This is a genomic window from Pseudomonas sp. WS 5027 (assembly GCF_012985695.1).
GTDB classification, from domain to species: Bacteria; Pseudomonadota; Gammaproteobacteria; order Pseudomonadales; family Pseudomonadaceae; genus Aquipseudomonas; species Aquipseudomonas hygromyciniae.
The window spans coordinates 196,492-215,769 of the sequence record NZ_JAAQWU010000008.1 but is presented as its reverse complement, the minus strand read 5'-3'; the positions used below and the strand labels follow the sequence as shown (position 1 = coordinate 215,769).

Annotated in this window: 11 protein-coding genes; 4 read left to right on the top strand and 7 right to left on the bottom strand. The window is 58.8% G+C overall.

What is annotated here, in order from left to right:
- Positions 1-28: 28 nt before the first annotated feature.
- The gene (locus HBO09_RS12780) at positions 29-6,523 is read right to left on the bottom strand and encodes an NEL-type E3 ubiquitin ligase domain-containing protein (RefSeq protein WP_169994005.1); all 6,495 of its coding nucleotides are present in this window, start codon (positions 6,521-6,523) and stop codon (positions 29-31) included.
- A 70-nt stretch (positions 6,524-6,593) separates the two neighbouring features.
- Positions 6,594-7,727, bottom strand: coding sequence for an OpgC domain-containing protein (locus HBO09_RS12775; protein ID WP_169994002.1), 1,134 nt, complete (start codon positions 7,725-7,727; stop codon positions 6,594-6,596).
- A gap of 247 nt (positions 7,728-7,974) precedes the next feature.
- On the opposite strand from HBO09_RS12775, the gene HBO09_RS12770 reads away from it, so the two are divergent.
- The 3 genes from HBO09_RS12770 to HBO09_RS12760 are packed head-to-tail and all read left to right on the top strand — an operon-like array spanning position 7,975 to position 10,797.
- Positions 7,975-8,349, top strand: coding sequence for a GtrA family protein (locus HBO09_RS12770; RefSeq protein ID WP_169994060.1), 375 nt, complete (start codon positions 7,975-7,977; stop codon positions 8,347-8,349).
- A complete protein-coding gene (locus HBO09_RS12765; RefSeq protein ID WP_169993999.1) occupies positions 8,346-9,302 on the top strand; it encodes a glycosyltransferase family 2 protein in 957 nt (318 codons plus the stop codon). The genes HBO09_RS12770 and HBO09_RS12765 overlap by 4 nt, the downstream gene beginning before the upstream one ends.
- On the top strand, positions 9,292-10,797 hold the full coding sequence (locus HBO09_RS12760; protein WP_169993995.1) for a glucosyltransferase domain-containing protein: 1,506 nt from the start codon (positions 9,292-9,294) through the stop codon (positions 10,795-10,797). Before HBO09_RS12765 ends, HBO09_RS12760 begins: the two co-directional genes overlap by 11 nt.
- Before the next feature lie 43 nt (positions 10,798-10,840).
- On the opposite strand, the gene HBO09_RS12755 is transcribed toward HBO09_RS12760, so the two are convergent.
- Positions 10,841-12,460: an FMN-binding glutamate synthase family protein gene (locus tag HBO09_RS12755; protein WP_169993992.1), complete on the bottom strand. Its 1,620-nt coding sequence runs from the start codon at positions 12,458-12,460 to the stop codon at positions 10,841-10,843.
- A gap of 234 nt (positions 12,461-12,694) precedes the next feature.
- Here HBO09_RS12755 and HBO09_RS12750 point away from each other — a divergent pair, with 234 nt between their 5' ends.
- Entirely contained in the window at positions 12,695-12,967 is a 273-nt protein-coding gene (locus tag HBO09_RS12750) for a type B 50S ribosomal protein L31 (RefSeq protein ID WP_169993989.1), read from the top strand.
- Between the two features lie 12 nt (positions 12,968-12,979).
- Here HBO09_RS12750 and HBO09_RS12745 read toward each other — a convergent pair whose 3' ends face one another.
- The 4 genes from HBO09_RS12745 to HBO09_RS12730 are packed head-to-tail and all read right to left on the bottom strand — an operon-like array spanning position 12,980 to position 19,061.
- Complete coding sequence (locus HBO09_RS12745; RefSeq protein ID WP_169993986.1) at positions 12,980-14,377, bottom strand: ATP-binding protein; 1,398 nt, start codon at positions 14,375-14,377, stop codon at positions 12,980-12,982.
- Positions 14,378-14,379: 2 nt separating this feature from the next.
- Entirely contained in the window at positions 14,380-16,185 is a 1,806-nt protein-coding gene (locus tag HBO09_RS12740) for a DAHL domain-containing protein (protein ID WP_169993984.1), read from the bottom strand.
- Positions 16,182-17,129, bottom strand: coding sequence for a cytochrome c peroxidase (locus HBO09_RS12735; RefSeq protein WP_262381230.1), 948 nt, complete (start codon positions 17,127-17,129; stop codon positions 16,182-16,184). The genes HBO09_RS12740 and HBO09_RS12735 overlap by 4 nt, the downstream gene beginning before the upstream one ends.
- A gap of 57 nt (positions 17,130-17,186) precedes the next feature.
- On the bottom strand, positions 17,187-19,061 hold the full coding sequence (locus tag HBO09_RS12730; RefSeq protein WP_170060912.1) for a GGDEF and EAL domain-containing protein: 1,875 nt from the start codon (positions 19,059-19,061) through the stop codon (positions 17,187-17,189).
- Between the last annotated feature and the right edge of the window lie 217 nt (positions 19,062-19,278).

Here is a 19,278-nt window from a genome sequence, read left to right as displayed (position 1 = left end):
GCCCCGACCGCAATGGCCGGGGCAGGGATTACGTGCGTTGCAATGCCGCCTGGGTGGCAACGGTCAGTTGTCGCACCAGGCGATTTTGTTCTGCCTGCTCCAGATCTATCAGGGACTGGCGCCGTTCCAGGTACTGGTCCGATTGCCTGTCCGGTATCTCCTGCTCCAGCAGTCCGACTTTGTAGCGGATGGTGTCCTTGACGGTCGCAAAGGGCTCTGGATGGCTCCTGGCCAAGTATTCGATCCAGAACCTTTCCATCAATAGCCACTCTTGCAGGGCCGGGCTTTGACCGAGCCTGCGCAGTTGCGCGCGTGTGTCGTCGAGGACCTGCGTCGTTACATAGTCCTCAACCGTGTACAGCAGCTCAAGCGGTTGAAAGGGCAGTTTGAACTCCGCGGCCAACTTGGCACGGAAGTAAACTGTGACCTCGGCCGGGTCGACTTCCTGGCCGGCCACCTCCCGATCATGAATAAACTTGTCGGCAATGTAGTCCAGTTGATTCAGGTAGAAGCGCCCGGTGGACAAGCCGATCAGCTCACGATCACTGGCATAGCTGCGGCTCTGCTCCTTGGCCAGGTGGATCTGGTGCTCAAGCTCCATGTTGGTGAAAGCCAGCAGCACACTGTCGCCACAGTCGCCTGACCCGTAGGTGTTGAGGAACACGTTGTTGCGCAACTCGGTGGATTCGCCCATGGCCTGCAACAAGGCCCAGACTCGCTGGGTCAAGGCGTTGCGCGATGCGCCCCCTTCGATGTAGGCATAGGTTTGGGTCAGGTCTGTCAGCACCCTGAAGGCATCCTCAGAACTTGCGCCTTCATGGGTTTTGAGTTGTTCCCACAGTGCCCTGCGCGCCGGAATGTCGGCAGCCGGCACGCCGCTCAACCATTGGGAGGCGCCGTCAACCACGGCGGGATGATGTCTGTGTGTCAATGCGCCACCGAGCCTCACGCCCGTATTGCGCCGGTGGTCTTCGAGGCGTTCCAGGGCGTTAGGCGAGAGCGGGTTGTCGTGCAGCAGGATGTCGCGGCGTTGTGAATCGGTGCGTTGATGGGTGAATACGGCTTCCGGGATCTGGGTGATGGCGTTTTCCTGCAGGTGCAGATCCTCCAGGCGCAGGAGCGCTTCTGCTCCGATCGGCCATTGGGTCAACCCGGTATTGACCAGATACAGTCGGTTGAGGTTTGTCATGCGGCTGACGTCCGGAGCCACGCCCAGATTCGGGTTGTTGTCCAGAATCAGCTCGTTCAGGTTGACCATGGCCGCCAGGCGCTGGGCCGAAGCGTCCGTCAGTCGGATGTCGTTGTGGCGCAGGTTCAGGTGCGTGAGTTGCGACATGTCGGTGATAGCGGTGGGCAACTCGGTCAAGCGGCAATCCAGTTGCAGGCCTCTCAACCCGACGAACTTGCTCAGGAAATCACTGCCCGTTGGAGGGAAGTGATTGCCCGCGATTTTCAGGTAGTCGATGTGCGCAAAACCCTGGGTGCCGCTGATGAAGTCGGCGGGGGGCAGATCGCCGTCATCCAGTTGCAGGTCCAGGAACTGGGCATCCAGTACCCCTGCCAGCCAGAGCGAGCGATTTTCACGACGCCAGGCCGCACACAGCTGTTGGGCAATGTAACGACGACTGGCCAGGCGCATACCCAGGGGGTCATGCAGTTGCTCGTCGGCGCTCTGCGGTGTGTCGGCCCAGCGTGACAGCGCCGTGTCCATGGCCTGGTATTCGGTGCGCCGCCGTTCGATTTCAATCAGCGCCGCCGGCTCGCTCAGGTTCAGCGACCGGATGAATTGCCGGGCGAGGTCGTTGTCCATCCGTGGGTAGAGCTCCTGGACTTTGCTGACCAGATCGGGCGGACGATTGCCGCCAAATGGCCAGAGCTGGCTCCAGAACGGGTACACCAGGAATGTGCGGTCACCGCCCATTGGCGGCACCATCCAGGGTTGCAGGTGTTTAAGGTCCAGCAGGCTTTTGATCTCGACCCGCTGGCTGAGTGCCAGGGTGAGAATCTGTTGGCGCAACCCGGCGATCCCCGCTTCATCGGTCACCTGCAGCGTGCTTTTTTGGCTGTCGGACAAGGTTGAAACAATCACCTCCAACAACTGGTTTGACGGCTGCCCCTGGGGGTTGCCCGTCGCGTCATAGGCCTGGTAGCCGTGCGGGGTCTTGGCGATCTGCCGCCGCTCGCGACCGTCGAGGGGGCCTGCGCTGTGCAGCAGGCGCCCGCTGTTATCCCCTTGGTGGATGTCGATGCGCAGGTCCGCGGGCCACGTGGGTACATCCTTGAGCAGATGCAGGGTGATCCGGTCGCTGTCGGCGTTGCGGCAGGCGTCGCTATACAGGCCCTCATAGGCGCGGTTCAGGCGCACATCGTCGGCAGACAGGCGCGCCTGCTCCGCGAGGCGCAAGCCGGGTGTTTTCTTTTGCTGCAGTTGCTTGAGTTCCCGGGGGGTGGCTTGGCCGAGAATCGCCTCGACGCTGCTGGTGGGCAATTGGGGGTGATGGACCTTGAAGTGACGCACCAACTCGGAGCCATCGTTTTCACTGCGCTGGTAGATCGATTTGAGTAACTGAGGTTTTTCTTTTTCAGTGAACTCGACGATCAGTTTGACCAGCTTGAACAGGCGGTCATCGCGGGACGCTGGCAGTTCACCCAGCAAGGCCTGGGTCACTTCATCGTGGGTGATAACGGTGTCCAGCAGCCTGGCGTTTTCATAGTCGGTTTTCTTGACCTGCAATGCCTGGTCGTTTGAGCGGTTGCCCTCGGGGTATTGCTGGAACACCCGGTTGTCGGCATCGACCACACGGATGGCGTGGCTGTCGGGCCAGCTGGGCAGGCTGGAAAGCACCAGCAGTTGCAAGTCGGGGCGGGCAATGCGTGACATCGGGGTGTTGCCCAGCGCTTGGATGAACTGCTGGATCTGCTGCTCGATCTTCAGGCGCTTGCAGGTGTCGGTCAGCAGCGGTGGAGCGGCCAGCCCGCCGCTATGGACGTGGCGCAGAAGCCTGGGCGGGGTGTTGGTGAGGGCGAGGATGTTGGCCGACTCTGCTTCGGTAAACGCGTAGATGTGGTTGCCCAGGCGGTACAGCAGTTCGTGGTTGTCCCAGGTCATTGGGTTTTCCTTGGCCAGGCGCCAGGCACCTTGGCCGTTGTGCGCCAGCACGGGGGTGTCGACGCCGACTTTTTCTGGGTGGACCAGGCGCCATTTGTGCAGGTTCTTGTCAAACACGATCCGGTACAGCGAGCCGTAGAGCGGCAGGTACTGTTGGGCATGCCATTGAAAAATCCCCTGGCTGTCAGGTGCCAGGTCGGTGGGCAGTTTCAGGGTCTGTTCGTACTGCATCAGCGAGCCGTCGACCAGGCTGACAAAACCTGCCGCGCTGCGCTGGCTGCTCATGTAGTCGCCCAGCCGGGTGCGCAGGCCCTGGGCATCCGTGGCACTGGTCATGCCCAGCAACTGGCGTTCGTGGGGTTGCAGCACCGAGCCGATGGCCAGGTAGAAACTGTCCACGGTGGCGGCCACGGGAATCGTCCCGCCGTTGAGCATGTCGTAGGCCTCATAGACGCCGTTGCCGTAATGGCGCAGTTCCACGGTCGGGTCCTCGGGGCCGCTGGAAACGTAGGGTTTGGCGACGTGCCCGGCGACCACTTCGGTGACCACGAAGGGGCGCTTGAGGGTGTTGCGCACCAGCGCCGAGGCGAACTCCCGGGCCCATTGGTCAATGTCGCCATTGTAGGGGCGGGGGTGGTACAAACCGTCGATGGCGGCATCGATGCGCAGCGCGGTGCGGTGATTTTCCAACGGCTCAAGAAACGCACTGGGCAGCACGCCATGTTGCAAATAGGCCTGTTGCTGACGGGGTGTCAGGGGATGTTGCTCCAGCAGGCGCTCCAGGTTAGCCGGGGACAAGGGGGGATTGAGATCGCGCAGTTTTTTCAGCAACGGCGTGATGACGACCTGCGGTGGCGAGGCCTTGGTGGGGAGAAAACGGCGCACATGGGCTGGGGCAAGGTGCTCGCTTTTTTCGTACCCGGCGTAATTGACCAGGGCGCTGAACAGGGTCAAGCGCTCTTTACCGACCAGGGTGCTGACGTTTCGGCGCACCACACTGATACGTTGCGCGGTGGTCTGCACGGCATGGCCTTCCAGGCCCAGGCGCGAGGTGCTCGGTTGCAACGCGATCACCAGGCTCAGCAGCGGCTCGTCGGTATCGGCTGGCAGGTGCGCCGCGTTCAGGGCGCTGTAGTTGCCATCATCGTCGCGGATAATGTCGATGGCGTGGCTATCGGGCGATGGCAACTCGGTTTTGCTGTAGCTCTCGATCACCGTGCGCTGTGGGTCGCTGATGCTTAAGGTGGCGTTGGCCGGCCAGTCGGGCAGTTGCGTCAGCACACAGAGCACTGCGCTGTCACCGTGGGGGGGCAGGTAGCCGGACTCGGTGAAGCGATCGATCATCAGTTGTAGCAGCCGGTCGACCTGCAAACGCCGGACCCCTTCGGTCAGGTTCAAGGGCGCGGGCTCCGAGCGCCAGACCTTGTCCAGGGTCTGACGGGTCGTGGCGGTGCTGCGCAGCATGGTTTCCAGGTCTGCTGCCGGCACCCCGGAAGAGCCGTCGGGCAACATGTGTTGCAGCAACTCGATGTCGGATAGGGTGTGGACATTGTGCAGGTCGAACACCCAGGTCTGTTGCGCCGGGTTGAACACGATCGGCGGGGTGTAGCCGTCGTTGCGTTGGTGCTGGAGCACGAAGCGCAGTTGCTGGTCGTCGTGCTTGACCTTGGCCACCAGCACTTGTTGATCCTGGCTCAACTTGACGTATTGCTCGCCATCGACGTTGAAGACCCCGAATGCGTCCGGGCTACGGCCGTCGAGCAGCGACTGGCGATCGTGGGCGTAGGGTTTTGCATCGGGTTTCCACAGTCGGTGGCTGCCGCCTGGGTGAATGATCTTGCGCGGGTTGCCTATTTTCTGCATCAGCGCGTGTACGCGCTGGCGCTGCAAGCGGCTTGCGGTGGTGGTCAGCCGGCCACTGACGATCAGGTCGGCCACGTCTGTCAGACTGTTGGCAAAGGCACTGGCGTCGCCCTTGATCGCCTGGTCCAGGCCTTCGATCACGGCGTAGGTCAGGCTGCCGAGAATCAGCAATTGCGTGGTGCGCATCATGCCCATCACACCGCCGGGGAGCGGGGTCAGGAGTAAGCCGAGGATCTCCGCCTTGATCTCCTGCGCGGCGTCCTTGAGGGCTTGCCAATCGGCTTCGGAGCGGTCGACGGCGAGCGTATCCAGGTCTGCCTGGCAGCGTTGGATCTGCCGGTAAGTCAGTGCCTGCACCAGGCTCACGGGCCGCTCGGTCTTGGGGTCTGCGCTAAAGCGGATATCGTCAAGCGTGCGGGCCGGGAAGGCTTTGTGAAAGCCGTCGTAGAGTTTTCCGGCAAGCCAGCTCATGCCATCTGGCCGGGGTTTGCGGGTGATCAGTTTGCTGAAAACGGACATGCCCACCAGGGGCAATTGCCGGGAAAACCACCCCAGGTCTTCTTGTTGATGGCTGTCGAGCAATTGCTGGCGGAAGGCTTGCTCTGCGCTGCGTGCGTCCGGGTGATAACGCAGCGCCCCGCCTGGGCGGAACGGAAAGTACGACAGCACGCCCAGGGCTGCGACGCGAATCAGCAGCAGGGGGATTGGAATGATGTTGTCCCAGGGCACGAATGGAACGGCCACCACCAGCGTAACGCCCGATGTCAGGCCCAGGGACTCAATCTCCGGTTGTGTCCCGCTGCCTTCGATCGCCGCGTTCAGGTGCTCGTACATCTCTTGGGTCAGGCCGCTTTCGGTACGGTTGCGCCAGGCTTCCAGCACGTCGAATTGCAGGAGCGCACGGGCCGAAACCTCCATCAGACGGCGCAAGGTACCGTCTTCTCCCAAGGTGGCATTGATCCTTCTTTTCAGTTGGCCGCCCAGGTCCAGCTCACGCGCCACATCGATAAACTCTTGCGCGGTGAGACTACGGTCATCGCCTGGGCCAATGACCTTGCTGGCTTGGACCAGACTGTAGCCAGACTCGGTGATCCGGCCATAGGTGAAGCCAAAATTGAGGCAGGCCGCTTCCCACAGCGACATGCTTTTGACGTGGTCAATGTAATGCCAATCTTCAGTGTAGGAGCGGCGGCGATAGCGTGGGCGTTCGGAGGGCTGAGGCTCCCAGGGGAAAGGTTTTTCGACTTTCTCCCGGTAAGTGGTCTGGAATTGAAAGGCTTCGGGATCGCGATCGCCAATGCGACTGCGTAACTGCGCGATGCCTTCGGACTTGAAGGTCTGGACCACGCGTTCTTTTTCGGTTTCGACGGCCGCCAGAGCGGCCAGGGCATCGCGCTGCAGTTGGATATAGCGCTTTTTTTCCGCGAGGGTGAGGTTGCCCAGCGCCTGGGTCAGGTTATGCCGTATCTGATCCACGGCCTCCTGTTGGGCCCAGGTAATACTCGATTGCAGGTTGCCGGATAAGCCGTTGGCTAACTGATGGGTCGGCATGAGGGGTTGGCCTTTCACAAATAAAGTGGAAGGCCGATCTAATCACCCCGTGTTTGGCGCCCGGGGCTAACTATTTATCCGTAGCAAGGCATACGTGCCGGGCGCTATCGAGGTTTTTGTTGAACTCAAGCCAAGCGGCCAGTGCCGCCATCAGCGCCAGGCCGAGCAGTGCACTGAACACCTGCATCGGCCAGGCATCATTGACCTGGGCGTTGAGCATGTCCGCCAGGGGCGCCAGCAATACGCCCAGGCAAAACACTTCCAGGGAATAGCGGCCCATGCGACAGCTCTGCTGCGCCAGCCAGTTTTGCGTCCAGGCACGACCCGGCAGCAGCTTGGCGGTGACATAGGCCAGGGCGAGGAAGTGCAACAGGCGCACCGGTGACAGATCGGTCTTGCTGATGGGGTACAACCAATCGCTGACGACGGCGGGCATCACGGCATCGTGGATTTCGGGCCAGCGCCAGGACAGGGTAATCACCGCGGCCAGCAGGCTGTAGGTGGCTGCGCCGATAAACAGTGGTTGCTGGCGCAACCGCCGTGTATCAGGCACTCGGGGCCGGCTGGCATGCACCGCCGCTGCACCGCCGAGGATGAACAGGAACTGCCAGGTCACCGGGTTGAAATACCAGACACCGTCGGCAATCGCCGCCAGGTTCCAGCCCAGGCGCGGCGCCAGCAGGTACACCGTCAGCGATACACCCACCACCGCCCACGGCTTGCGCAGCAGCAGCGGCAATACCAGCGGCAGGCCCAGCAACAGCACGATGTACAGGGGCAACGGGTCCATCAGGTTGGGCTTGAAGCGCAGCAGCAGCTCATCGGTGAGGGCTTGTTGCGGGTTGGTGATGAAGTGCGTCAGCCCCATCTCCTGCACTAGGTCGCGGGTCTCCACCTTGCTGTTGGCGAAGAACACGATGCCCATCAGCATCGCCAGCAAAAAGATATGCACCACATACAACACCCAGGCCCGGCGCAGGATCTTCAGGCTGGCCATCCAATAGCCTTCGCCCTGCAGGATTTTGCCGTAGGCCAGCACGCAGGCGTAGCCGGCGAGAAACACAAAGACCTCGGCGGCATCGCTGAAGCCGAAGTTGCGTAGGGTGATCTGGCCCAGTGGGTTGTGAGGGACGTGATCCCAGAAAATGAAGATCAACGCCAGGCCCCGAAAAAAATCGATGCGCGGGTCGCGTCCGTTAAGCATGGCTGCGGGCTCTTGAACAATGGATTGAATAGCGACGCGAATGGTCCTGCCGTGCGTCGGGCGGGCGCAGGTTGGCGGTATTTGTAAGCAATTGCAAAGGCTGGGTATTACTGAATGTCTCAATTTTACGGAGGGTTTTCTACCGCTGGTCGTAAATCAGGGCTGAACTGTCATTTCTCACAGTAGACGCTTCGGCCAGTCGATGGCTTGCTTGAATTCGGTCATGACCGATGGAGCGCAATGCCGAATGAGTAAATTATGGATGGGTTTTTCCAGCTACACGGTGATTGGCATTGCCAATACCGTGATTCATTGGCAGGTCTTTTTCGTGCTCAGGGCTGCCCTTGATCTTAGTCAGGCGTGCAGCAACTTCCTGGCTTTCTGCCTGGCCGCTTCCTTTTCTTTCTATGCCAACGCGCTTTACACCTTCGACATGCGCGCGACGCTGGGCCGCTACCTGCTGTTTATGCTGTGCATGGGCGGCTTGAGCCTGCTGGTAGGCGCGATGGGGGATCGCTGGCAACTGCCCGGGCTGCTTACCGTCGTGGCGTTTTCACTGATCAGCCTGATTGTTGGATTTCTGCTATCCAAGTACCTGATCTTTCGCACAGGTGGGGCATGAAGCTGTCGCTGATTGTGCCGGTCTTCAATGAAGAGCAGGCCATCGACGTGTTTCACCAGGCGGTGCGCCGGGAACCTGCGTTGCAGGCTTACAGTGTCGAGATCGTGTTTATCAACGATGGCAGCAGCGACCGTACGGCCGCTTGTGCCAGGGCTATCGCATCGGTCGACCGCGATGTGGTGCTGATTGATTTTTCGCGCAATTTCGGCAAGGAAGCCGCCCTGTTCGCCGGGCTCGAATACGCCACCGGCGATGCCGTCATACCGATCGACGTTGACCTGCAGGACCCCCTTGAAGTGATCGCACAGTTGGTTGAGCAATGGCGCAATGGCGCTGATGTGGTGCTGGCCAAGCGACGGGACCGCTCCAGTGACAGCTACCTGAAACGCCAGAGCGCCTCGCTGTTCTATCGTCTGCTCAATCGTATTGCCTACACCCACATCGAGGAAAACGTCGGCGACTTTCGGCTGATGGACCGCAAGGTGGTGGATGTGATCAAGGCCTTGCCTGAGCAGCAGCTGTTTATGAAGGGTGTGCTGTCGTGGGCTGGTTTTAACGTGGCCATCGTCGAATACGATCGCGCTTGCCGCACGTTGGGGCAGAGCAAGTTCAACGCCTGGAAACTGTGGAACCTGGCGCTGGACGGTATTACTTCCTTCAGCACCTTGCCGTTGCGGTTGTGGAGCTATGTCGGTGGCTGTATTTCGTTGCTGGCGCTGGTGTACGCGGGGTATCTGGTATTGGACAAAGTAGTGTTTGGCAACGAGGTGCCGGGCTATCCGTCGATCATGACTGCGATTCTGTTTTTGGGCGGCGTGCAACTGGTCGGCATCGGGATTTTGGGGGAGTACATCGGGCGGATTTATATGGAGGCCAAGCATCGGCCGAGGTACGTGGTGAGGGATGTAATACGGGGCAAAACTGCGAAGGAGGGCATGCTCAATGTGGAATGAACAGGTATTGACTAAAAAACAGGTGGTGGTTTTTTTTACTGTGGTTTCACTGATCTATGTGTACCCGATCATTCGCGCGGACTATGCCTATGTCGATGACAATTGGCGCGCGCTGTTATGGGCGGGCTCCGCCTGGAGAGACCAAGGCCGGATTTTACTGGAAATTTTGCACAAGTTCTTAACCTTCACCGGTGGTACCACCAACATCTTTCCATTGCCATTATTTATTGCTGTATTTGCCATGGCCCTGGCGATGACACGTTTGACATTCTGGTATTTTTCGCGGCCGGATATCTTTGCATGTTTGGTGGTGTTGCCGGTTCTGTGTAATCCATTTTTTCTGGGTAATATAAGTTATCAATATGATGGGCCGGGAATGATGCTGGCCGTAGTGGCTATTATTTATGCAGTTACCTGCGAGCAGAAGTCGGTATTTTTACGTGGGCTGCTTGCCGCTATATTGATTGCGATCAGCTTGGCGTTGTATCAGCTGACGATTACGTTGTTTGTAGGGCTTTGCTGTGTTGAATGTTTATGGAATGTGAGGAATAACGTTGAGGTAAGAAAAATTTTGGTATTGCTGATTCAGCGTGGGTTGCAGTTGCTGGGGGGAGGCGTTATCTATTTTCTCACAGCCAATCAGTTGAATATAAGTCATCGTGGCAACACCGTTCCGTTTGACTCGCAGTGGGCCAGTATTGTGCGCGGGAAGTTTTTGTTCGCGATGGACAGTATCTGTTTACTGGTGAATTCATGGAGCGTTATGTTGATTGCCGTCATGCTGGTCGTTGCCGGTGCAGGTTTTTTATATTGGCTGAAAAACATTGCCAGCCTTCAAGGCAGCGGGTACGGGAAGTTAACTGTTCTGGTCATCTGCATAAGTACAATACCTATCTTGCTGTTGTGTGTGCCTGGAGTGATGTTGTTTTTGGTTGAAACTAACTTGGACGCCAGGAATTATATAGGGTTTTCTGCTCTGTTGGTGTTACTGCTTTTACTTGGTTATGATCTGCTGGGAGTGCTCTGGGTAAAGTTGCGGTTGCTTCTGGTGATGCCCATTTTGCTCATGTTTTCTTTTTGTTATGCCTATGGGCAGATTTTGATTGCCAAGAAAGAACTCGAGTCAGCCGTGGCGCAATATATTGCCTACGACATTGTGGCGAATAAGAAACTTAGTGCTGCGCCGATTTTTTATTATGTTGGTCCGCGAACGGGTGGTAACTGGCTGCCGCGAGGTCATGCGGCAATGACATATATGCCTAGCCTCAGATATGTATTGAGTGGTTCCAATGCTTTGCTGCATCCACAGTTCATGACGAGGCTTGGTATTAATAATGTCGTGGAAGGTGATCACGTGGCGTTTGATGCTGCTGTTTACAGTCCAGTGGTGGACAGAAAATTTTATTCGATTTACCTGACAGAGCAGGCTGGTTTTATTGTCTTCAAGGAAATTCTCGACCCTGAAGATTACACTCTGCAACTCAAGGAAAAATGAACGTGGGAAGAGGCGCCGAAACTCGGCGCCAGCGACTTGTTGGTCAAGCTGCTTCTACTTCATGGGGCTCAAAACTATCCGCCCGCGCCATCTGCCACATCCGCGAATAGAACTCGCCGTTCACCTCGCCAGTGAGCAATTCACCGGGCTTGAGGAACACATGCAACTGCGAGAACAGCTTGATCTCGGTGGCCGACATACGCCGTACCAGGTGCTTGGCCGACAACTGTGAAGGGTGATCCAGGCCAGCCGCCGCGAGCATTTCCGCCAGTGCCTTGAGGGTGTTGCGGTGGAAGTTGAACACGCGCTGGGCTTTGTCCGGCACTACCAGCGCCCTTTGGCGCAGCGGGTCTTGCGTGGCGACGCCGGTCGGGCATTTGTTGGTGTGGCAGCTTTGCGACTGAATGCAGCCGATGGCGAACATAAAGCCTCGGGCCGAGTTGGCCCAGTCGGCACCGATGGCCAAGACGCTGGCGATATCAAAGGCGCTGACGATCTTGCCACTGGCGCCGAGCTTGATCTTGTCGCGCAGGTTCAGGCCCACCAGGGTGTTGTGCACAAACAGCAGGCCTTCACGCAGGGGCACGCCGATATGGTCGGTGAACTCCACGGGGGCGGCGCCGGTGCCGCCTTCCTTGCCGTCGACCACGATAAAGTCCGGCAGGATTCCGGTTTCCAGCATGGCCTTGGCTATGCCCATGAACTCCCACGGGTGGCCCAGGCAGAATTTGAAACCCACCGGTTTGCCGCCGGACAGTTCACGCAATTGAGCGATGAACTGCATCAACTCGATCGGCGTGGAAAACGCGCTGTGGCGTGACGGCGAGATGCAGTCTTCGCCCATCATGATTCCGCGGGTCTCGGCGATTTCCTTGGTCACCTTGTGCTTGGGCAGGATCCCGCCGTGGCCCGGTTTGGCGCCCTGGCTCATCTTGATTTCGATCATCCGCACTTGCGGGTTTTGCGCCTGTACGGCGAAGCGCTCCGGGTCGAAACGACCATCGCTGGTGCGGCAGCCGAAGTAGCCGCTGCCCAGTTCCCAGGTCAGGTCGCCGCCATGTTCGCGGTGATAGGGGCTGATGCTGCCTTCGCCGGTGTCGTGGGCAAAGTTGCCGAGCTTGGCCCCTTGGTTGAGGGCGCGAATGGCGTTGGCGCTCAACGAGCCGAAGCTCATTGCCGAGATATTGAACACCGAGGCCGAATACGGCTGAGTGCATTGCGGGCCGCCGACGATCACGCGGAATGCGCTGGGATCGCTCAGCGGCGCCGGGCGCATGGAGTGGCCGATAAACTCGAAACCGGACTGGTACACATCGATCAGGGTGCCGAAGGGCTTGTCAGCCGTTTCGTTTTTCGCCCGCGAATACACCAGCGAGCGCTGGGCCCGGGAGAAGGGCAGGGCGTCGCTGTCGGATTCAAGCAGGTACTGGCGGATTTCCGGGCGAATGCCTTCCACCAGGTAGCGGATATTGCCCAGGATCGGGTAGTTGCGGCGTACCGCATGGGGGCTTTGCAGCAGGTCGAACACGCCGATCAGGCTCAGTACAGCGGTGACCAGGGTAATCGGCCATAACCATTCGTGTTGGATAAAGGGCAGGCTGGCCAGAGTGAAAATGACGCACAGGGCAAAGAATGCATAACGGCTAAGCAACGACAGGCTCATACGGTTTCCTTGGGTTCGGACTCTCTATGACCTGTAGGAGCCGGCTCCTACAAGGTTCTTTTCTTTAGGCGGGTTCACGGTTCAAGACTGAGTCCCAGCTTACGGGCGAGTTCCTTGCCAGGGCAACCGCATAGAACCTGGGCTTCTATCGGTATTGCAATAGGTTCTCGTTTGGGTGCATTATTTGCGTTACTGTATAACGTATTTATTTTGTCCAGATGCCCCGGAGGCCCTATGAAAGCTGGTATCCACCCTGACTATCGCACCGTACTGTTCCACGACACTGCCGCCGATGTGTTTTTCCTGATCGGTTCAACGGTGGACACGGACCGCACCCATCAACACAGCGACGGCAAGACTTATCCTTATATGGCCCTCGACGTGTCCAGCGCTTCCCACCCGATCTACACCGGCCAGCAGCGCAAGACCCAGGTCGAAGGGCGGATTGCCGGGTTCAACAAGCGATTTGCTTCGTTTGGTTCCGCTCCCAAGCCTGCTCAAGCCTGAACAGCAAAGGCGTCACGCTGTCTGGCGGATCGGTAGCACCACCCGGAAGGTGGTGCCCGTGCCGACTTCACTTCTCACCGAAATATCCCCATGGTGTTTCTTGACGATGCCATAGGACAGCGACAGTCCCAGGCCCGTGCCTTCGCCCACCGGCTTGGTGGTGAAAAAAGGGTCGAAGATTTTCTGCAGGCTCTGCGGGGCAATCCCGCAGCCGTTATCTGCCACTTCCAGCCACACCTGATCGCCCTCGACACCATTGCTGAGGGTGATCGTGCCGCGTTCCGGGCCCATGGCCTGGGCTGCGTTGATCACCAGGTTCATCACCACCTGGTTGATTTGCGAGGCCAGGCATTCGATATCCGGCAAGGGCTGGTAATGCTTGATCACATCGGCCTTGTGCTTGAGCTCACTGGCCACGATGTTCAGGGTCGAGTCGATCCCTTGCTGCAGGTTGGCCCATTGCCATTTATCGTCATTGTCGACCCGCGAGAAGTTCTTCAGGTCCTTGACGATCTGCGTCACACGGCCGATGCCGTCCTTGGATTCGCGGATCAGGATCGGGATGTCTTCCTTGAGGAAGTCCAGGTCCATGTCCTTGCGCAAGGCGCTCAGGCGTTCCAGGCATTCGCCAGGCGGTAATGCGGTTTCAGCCTGTTGATAGGCCTCGAGCATGCGTTGCAACTGCTTGAAGTAGCCATCGAGTGTGCCGAGATTGGAGGTGACAAAGCCCACGGGGTTGTTGATTTCGTGCGCCACCCCGGCAGCCAGTTGCCCCAGGGAGGCCAGTTTCTCCGATTGGATCAACTGGTTTTGCAGCTGCTTGCGCTCGTCTATTTCCTGTTGCAAGGCCTGGCTGGTGAGGGTCAGCGCCGCGGTGCGTTGTTCTACCAACTGCTCCAGGTGCGCGGTTTTCAGGTTGGCACGCCGGGCCATGTCCCATTTGGCGGCCAGGGTATTGGCCATCTGCTGGACTTCGATATTGTCGAAGGGCTTTTTCAGAATCAGCAGCCGATCGTGGGCATTGAGGCGCGACAGCAGTTCTTCCCAGGAATAGTCCGTGTAGGCGGTACACACCACCACTTGCAGGTCCGGGGCGACTTTCCACAGTTCTTCGATAGTCTGTGCGCCGTCCCAGCCCTGGGGCATGCGCATGTCGACAAACGCCAGGGCGTAGGGACGTGCCTCTTGCATGGCCGCACACAGTAGCTGCAGGCCTTCCTCGCCACCATAGGCCGAGTCCAGTTCAAACGGTTGGGCAAGGGGCGCGGCGGTTTCGCCGAACAGCGTGCTTTCCAATTCGTCCAGCGCCGGGTTCTGTTCGACCGGTGGCATGAGGATCTTGCGAAAGTCCTCGTGGATCGACGGTGTGTCATCAATCAGCAGAATGCGCCGGTTGCAAAGAGAGGGCATGTTCAGGTCTCGGCACGTTCAAGGGGGATAGACAAGGTGAACAAGGCGCCCTGGCCAGGGCCATCGCTGTGTGCGGTCAGGCGCCCATTCATTTCGATGGCCGCCAACGCACAGCTATGCAGGCCGAAGCCGTGGCCTTCCTTGCGGGTGGTGAAACCGTGGGTAAAGATCCGCGTCATGTTCTCTGCGGGGATGCCTTCACCTTCGTCCTTGACACTGATCTGCAGCGTCAGCTCATCCAGGAGCCGGACCGTCAGGGTTATCTGGCGTGGCCGGTCGCTGAGGTTGGACATGGCGTACTTGGCATTGCTGATCAGGTTCACCAGGATCAACAGCAACCGATGTTTGTCGACCATGACCTCGGGGACCGGCTGGTAGTCCTTGACCACCGTGACATGGTGGCGGTTCAAGGCGCCGGAGTTCATGCGCAGTGCGTCTTCGACCAGAACGCTGATATGCACGGGCTCCAGCAGCTTGGAGGCGCCGGCATAGGACTGTTGGGTGGAGACGATATCCTTGATGTGGTCGACGCTCTTGGTCAACTGCACCAATTCATCGGCCATGCCTTGCTGCTCGATGGCAATCGCGTCCACCAATTGATTCAGGTAGCCCGGCAACAATTTGCCCTTGTCATCCTCCGTCAGGAAGCTGCCCAGGTCATGGGGGTGCGCGTTGATCAACTGCATGGCCTTGCTCAGCCCCATGGCCTTGCTGGCCCGCAGCTTTCGGGTGACCAGGTCGGCGGAGACATTCACGCTGTTGAGCACGTTGCCGACGTTGTGCAGCACATTGGTGGCGATTTCCGCCATGCCGGCCTGACGGGCGCTGTCGAGCAGCTCGCTCTGGGCGTCCTTGAGTTCCCGGGTGCGTTCCTCGACCCGTTGTTCGAGGCATTCATTGGCGGCCTGCAGGGCGCGGTTGACCCGGTTGATCTCGGCGAAGCTGCGCAACAGGTGAACGGCCAGGTACACCAGCACCATCATCAGTAACGTCGAAAATACCAGCAGGTAACGGTGGTATTTCTGGTCGGTCAGGTCGGCGACCCGTTGATCCTGATTGAGTTGGTTGGTCAGGTCATTCAACTGCTCGGCCAGCGGGATCGCGGCGATGCGCTCAAGCAGGCTGTTGACCACCGGTTGTTCACGCAGAATCAGGGAAATGTGTTTGCTGAGAAGCTCGACGGGGCCCTGGAAGTCCGCTGCCAGGTGTTCCTTGTTGATCGCCAGTTTATTCAACCCTACAAGGATCTCTGCAGCCTTGTCGTCATTGGCTACCAGCGCGAACTCAAGACTGCTGAGCAACAAGTCGTAGGTGTCGGTGGCGATATCCTGCAATTGCAGTCGGCTGTTGTTGTCCAGCTGGCCGAATTGCGCCTGGATATCGTCCTCGGCGGTCGGCAGGAAGGCCAGGGAGTTGCGCAGCAATGCGTTATGGGCCTTGAACTGGTCCACCAGTCGCGCTTTTTCCTGGAGCGCCGCCTGGTATTGGCTTTGCACAGCGTGCCAGTTGGCTGGATCGGCATGCTGGTGCAGGGACTCGCGCGCTTCCAGCTCGGCCCAAAGGCTGTTCATTTCGTTGAGCGGCGCGACCAGCGGGTCGTAATTGTGGGTCAGGGCGATCCGCGCCTTGAGCACCTCGCTGTCCCACTGTGCGTTCAATTGCTGGATATGGCGGATCAGGTCGCGGGACGGGGTGTAGTTGGCGCTCTGGTCAGTGGAGGACTTGATGTACAAAAACACCAGGATCGAGGCCAGCACCAGGGTCACGGCACCGAGCAGGAGCAGGCTGTAGCGGCGATTGAGCCTCATAGCGGCTTGCCCGCCCACTCGCCCGTCAGCGTCTTGAGGAACAGGGCGATCAGGGTCTTGTCGTCCGCTGAAGGTGTGCGCCCCAGTTGGTACTTGAACATCACGTCGATCGCCTCTTCCAGGGTCTGGGCCGAGCCGTCGTGGAAGTAGGGCGCGGTGACGGCGACGTTACGCAGGCTGGGCACTTTGAATACGTTGCGGTCTTCCTCGTCCAGGGTTACCAGGTAGCGTCCCAGATCGGCTTGCACCGGGTTGCCCCGGGCCTTGAAGTAATCGCCCATTACGCCGAACTTCTGGTACATGTTGCCCCCGATGTTGACCCCTTGATGGCAGGCAATACAACCGTACTCCTTGAATCGCAAGTAGCCCTGTTTTTCGTCGTAGCTGAGGATCTCGGTGTTGCCCAGCAAGTACTGATCGAAGCGTGAATTGGGCGTAAGCAGGCTGCGCTCATAGGTGGCCAGGGCATTCTGTACGTTGGTGGCAGTCAGGCCGTCGGGGTAGGCCTGGGTGAATGCGCGTTGATACTCCGGCGCGGCGGCCAGCGTCGCGACCACGGTCTGCCAGGTGTTGCCCATTTCCACGGGGCTGGTCACCACTTGTTCGATCTGAGCCTCCAGGGTATCCACCCGGGCGTTCCAGAACTGTTTGAAGTTCAGGCTGGCGTTGAACACCGTGGGCGTGTTGAGCATCACGGGCTTGGCGTCGAAGCCCAGGGAAAAGGGTTTGTCATCGGCGCCGCCTTTGTCCAATTGATGGCAACTGGCACACGACAGGGTGTTGTTGATCGACAGGCGTGTGTCATTGAACAGCTGCCGCCCCAATTCAACGCGTGGCGCATCCAGCACCGGCGCTGCTGGCAGGGGCTTGAGCGCCTCATCGAGCGGCGCGGCGATTGCCGCCGAGCTGCCCAGCCATATGCCGGACACCAGGCTAATCACCAAGGCCGGCGGGTAATGCAGTGGTGTATTGCTCAACTTCAATTCCTTGTGAGCAGAGGATCATTGACCCGGCATCAGACGGCTGCGGCCGGGTTCCAGCAACAGGGCAAAATCCTCGGCAGCCACGGCTTTACTGAACAGATAACCCTGGCCTTCCTCACAGTTGCGCGCCTGGAGAAACTCCAGTTGTTCAACAGTCTCCACGCCCTCGGCAATGACGGTGAGGTCCAGGCTCTTGCCCAGGCTGATAATGGCTCCGATCAGTTGCATGTCCTGAGGGCTTTGGCCCATGCCGCGAATAAACGACTGATCGATTTTTAACACATCGACAGGAAAGCGCCGCAGATAACTGAGGCTGGAGTAACCGGTGCCAAAGTCATCGATAGCCAACCGTACGCCCATCTGTTTGATCTGCCGCAGGGTGGCCACGGTGTCCTCGACGTTTTGCATCAATACGCTTTCGGTAATCTCCAACTCCAACAGGGCGGGCGCCAGGCCGGTTTGCTCAAGTATGACGGCGAGGTTGGCGACAAAGTCGTGCTGGCGGAAATCGATAGCCGAGATGTTCACCGAAACACAAATGGGCACCAACCCCTGGGCCTGCCAGTGTTGCGCCTGTGCGCAAGCCTGGCGCAATACCCATTGGCTCAAGGGCACGATCAGGCCACTGTCTTCGGCCGCCGGGATGAAGGCCGAAGGGTAAACCCAGCCATGCTCGGGGCGATACCAGCGGATCAACGCTTCAGCGCCGACTACGCGTCCACTGTTCAAGTCCAGTTTCGGTTGATAGTGCAAGACAAACTCGTCGCGCTCCAGGGCCAGTCGAATCGCGGCTTCCAGGGTTTGTTGCTGGCGCGCTATCAGGTTCATGTCATTGATGAAGAAGCTGAAGTGGCCAGGCTTTTGCTCCTTGACGTTACGCATGGCGGTTTCCGCGTTCTTGATCAACTCCACGGCGTTGAAACTGTCATTGGGGTAAATGCTGATGCCCAGGCTGGCGGTGACACGCAGGTCATGACCCGCGACATGGCGGGTACGACCGAGGGCCTTGAGGATCTTCTCGGCAATGCTCTGGGTTTGCTGGGGGTGATGAATGTCATTGAGGATCATCACGAATTCATCCGAGCCATAGCGGAACACCGAGTCGGATTCACGCACCGTTGCCAGCAGATCCTGGCTGACCTGTTGCAACACCTGATCGCCCACCGGGTAGCCCAGTGCATTGTTGACGCGTTTGAAACGGTCCATGCCAATAAACATCAGCGCCAGTTGCGTATCGTGGCGCCGGCCCAGGGCAATGGCCTGGGTCAGGCGGTCGCCGAGCAACGTGCTGTTGGGCAGGCCGGTGAGGGCATCGTATTGCAGCAGGTGCGAGACCTTGAGCAGCTCCTGCACACGCTCTTCGATCGTGCGCTCCAGGCTTTGCACCTTGAGCAGTGCATCCTGGGCCAACTGCCATTTCCAGGTCAGGGCACTGGCCATCTGGCGGATTTCCAAGTGGTCGAAAGGCTTTTTCAGGATCAGCAACTGATCGTTGAACTTCAGGCGCGCTTCAATCGCTTCGAAGGAGTAGTCCGAATAAGCCGTACACAGGGCGATTTGCAGGTTGGGGTCGATGTTCCACAACTGTTCGACGGTCTCCAGGCCATCCCATCCCGGTGGCATGCGCATGTCGATAAAGGCCAGGGCATATGGCTCGTTGTCGGCCAGCGCCTGGCTCACCAGTGCCAGGGCTTCCTGGCCCTGGTAGGCCGAATCCAGGGTATAGCGCTGGTGAACGGCAGGCGCAGTGCCGAACAGACTTTGCTCGATACTCTCCAGCGTCTGGTCAGCGATCGCCTCGGCACAGAGGATTTTGCGGAAATCCTGATGGATCGATGCCGTATCGTCGACGATCAGAATGCGTCGGTTGGCCCGTTCGGGTCGAGAGGTCATGCCTCGCATCCATTGACGTACAGCAAAGTGGACGGGTGCATAGGGCTTCCTTTCCTGGGGGAGTCAATCATGGACTTTAGCTTCAAGCGTAGTCGGTTCCCTTGAATAAGTCGGCGGGTTGGCGTCAAATCGGTGGCAGTTCGTCCCTTGATGTGGAGCGCTGGTTGCCAGGGCAAGCACCGCGCAGTGGATTGCAAGGTGCAAGGGTTCAATTTGG